Below are 2,495 nucleotides of genomic sequence, written 5' to 3'. Positions count from 1 at the left end.
GGACATCCCCCAAACCATTGCCGCTATTGTGTATCCTGAGAAGCTTTTATCCTCTATGGTTGTTGGTATTATCTCCTTTGCACTATACTTTGTTCTAAGGTAGGATAGTGCATCTTCCACCAATTCATGTGGGAAGCTTCTGGCTTTGAACATTATGAAGCAATTTGTTTGTGTTATTGGTTGTGAAACCAGTGATTTGTTGAATTCAAATAGATCCTTCCACTTCTTCTTGAAATCTCTCAGGTTATCTAGGTATGCTACTGTGAAGAATCCGCATTGTGGTATTATCAGTCTAGTTATATCTATTATGTCTATTGGGGGGTTTGAGAATCCACCATACTCCACAAGGTCCACTAAGCTTGATACTAGGGATGTAATTATTATGTTGGCTCTATCAACCCCCTCCCCCACTGTTTGGCTAAATCTCATCATCAATTCATTATCGAAAATTAATGGATTTAACCCCTTATCAAGTAAATTCCTTAAGCCAAGTATGGCGTTTCCAACGAGTAGGTCTCCCTCCCTTCTGAATGGTATTGTGCATATGGGTACAACTCTTATTCCAATTTCATCCCTTACATCACTTGACAATTCCCCTGCAACCATAGTTCCACATCCTCCACCTAGGCTTGATAGTGTTATTGCTATTTTGAAGTTCTCCTTCTTATGTAGGCTTTTCAGCCTCTTTAGAAGTTTCTCCTTATCCGTTTCATATGCGCTTTGCCCAAGTTTAGGGTCTTTCCCAGCACCATAACCGCTTAAAGTTTCTTCACCAATGGTTTCAAATAGGAAGTTTGGGTGATCCTTTATCCCCCTCTCCTCAAAGTATGATTGAACTCTCTCATGATCCTTCTTGCTAGTGTTTACTGCAACAAAGTAATTCTCTTTTGATCGTAGATTCTTGAAGGTTGCATATGCTATTGAAAGTATCCTTTCACCTGCACTTCCAGTTCCAATAAATAGTATTCCACCCATTAAACTCACTACTCAAAAAATAGGTATGATGATTTCAATTTATTAATTTTATTTAATTCTCATTTTACATTTATTTCCCTTTAGTGGTTAATGGTATCATGCATAGGAATTTCAAATCGCTATTTCCATTGTTGATTATTGTGTGTTTTGCATTTGGAGGTATGTATATTGCAAACCCCCTTGAAACCATGTATTCTCTTCCATCTATGATTACCTTTCCATCTCCATCTAGTATGAATATTTCATGTTCATATGGGTGTTCATGGTATGGTGAATTTCCGCCAGGCTTTACTTCAAATAATCTCATGGCAAAATTTGGTGCACCATCTTTGTCCGTTATTAGCCATCTAACATATGTTTCACGTGCCCCCTCAGCCTTCACGAATTCACTTTCAACTTTAGTGTAGTGTACAACTTTCTCCATAATATCCTCATGAATTAGTTCACCAAACAACTTAAAACACTTTTCATCCTCCAGTTGCTGGCGGTATCAACTCTACTTCATCACCATCATTCAACTTTACACTTCTCCCAACAGGCTTACCATTCAAAAGTATTACTATTGGGCCTTCACCATGCATATCCATCTTCCCTATTATAGGCCACTTCTCCCAAAGAATCTTCATCAAATCATCAACACTTACCCCACTTTTCATCTTAATAATAGCATCATTCCTACCAATCAAATCTCTAAGATATGATGTAAATTTAACCTTCACATATATTTCATCTGTGGTGGTCGGGTTTCCCATGGCGTAAATATTTCTATGAACCTACTTTATCAACTTTACCCTTCATCACGTAATAAATGGTGTTTGGGAAAGTTTGAATTTATGCAATTAGCAACTTTTGCCTTTTAAACCAAAATATCGTAATCCTCTTGGGATACGAGCATTCAATGACAATTAATTGAACACACTTTAAATTCAATATTTAAATTTTACTCCCTTTATATCGTAAAACTTATATACCTTCCATAACAAAAATATTTTTGATTACCTCCTTTTTTGAGAGAAATCCTTTGGATGTGGTATACATGATATTACTGGATTTGGCTCAAATAGAGTTTCAAGTGATTTCTGGTAGGATGGCGCAAGGATTCCTACTACTAATCTTCGGAATACTAACAATATTCGCGCTAGAGCTTTCTAAGAGGAGGCCTGAGAGGGTTAAGGTTAGGAAGATTCCCGCTGTGGAGGCTATAGATGAAGCTATTGGAAGAGCCACTGAGATGGGTAAACCAGTATTCTTCTCACCAGGGATGAGCGGCATTGGCGCACTTGAAACTCTTGCTGCACTATCAATTTTAGGTGATATTGCAAGAAAGACTGCTAGATATGGTATTCCACTTATTGTGGCAAATAGGTATTATACTGTTTACATGGCTGCTGAGGGTATTGTTAAGCAAGCTTATACTATGGAGGGTAAGGCTGACATGTATCAGCCTGAATTCGTAAGGTTCATTGCAAGTGAGCAATTCGCATATGCTCAAGGATGCTTAGGAATATTCCAGAGGGAGA

General features: G+C 37.8%; 4 protein-coding genes. 1 reads left to right on the top strand and 3 read right to left on the bottom strand.

From position 1 onward, the window contains the following. The 3 genes from MRT15_RS11970 to MRT15_RS11960 all read right to left on the bottom strand — a co-directional run. Positions 1-975: hypothetical protein (locus MRT15_RS11970; RefSeq protein WP_304330520.1), on the bottom strand; the 975-nt coding region annotated here is incomplete at its 3' end. Between the two features lie 70 nt (positions 976-1,045). After that, the gene (locus tag MRT15_RS11965; RefSeq protein ID WP_304330518.1) at positions 1,046-1,399 is read right to left on the bottom strand and encodes a cupin domain-containing protein; all 354 of its coding nucleotides are present in this window, start codon (positions 1,397-1,399) and stop codon (positions 1,046-1,048) included. A 43-nt stretch (positions 1,400-1,442) separates the two neighbouring features. After that, the gene (locus MRT15_RS11960) at positions 1,443-1,694 is read right to left on the bottom strand and encodes a MoaD/ThiS family protein (protein WP_304330517.1); all 252 of its coding nucleotides are present in this window, start codon (positions 1,692-1,694) and stop codon (positions 1,443-1,445) included. A 317-nt stretch (positions 1,695-2,011) separates the two neighbouring features. On the opposite strand from MRT15_RS11960, the gene MRT15_RS11955 reads away from it, so the two are divergent. After that, the coding region (locus MRT15_RS11955) for a DUF6754 domain-containing protein (protein WP_304330515.1) at positions 2,012-2,495 on the top strand (484 nt) is incomplete at its 3' end.

Origin of the sequence: Candidatus Culexarchaeum yellowstonense (assembly GCF_024707025.1) — an archaeon.
Classification (GTDB): Archaea; Thermoproteota; Methanomethylicia; order Culexarchaeales; family Culexarchaeaceae; genus Culexarchaeum.
This window is presented reverse-complemented; position numbering and strand designations above follow the sequence as displayed.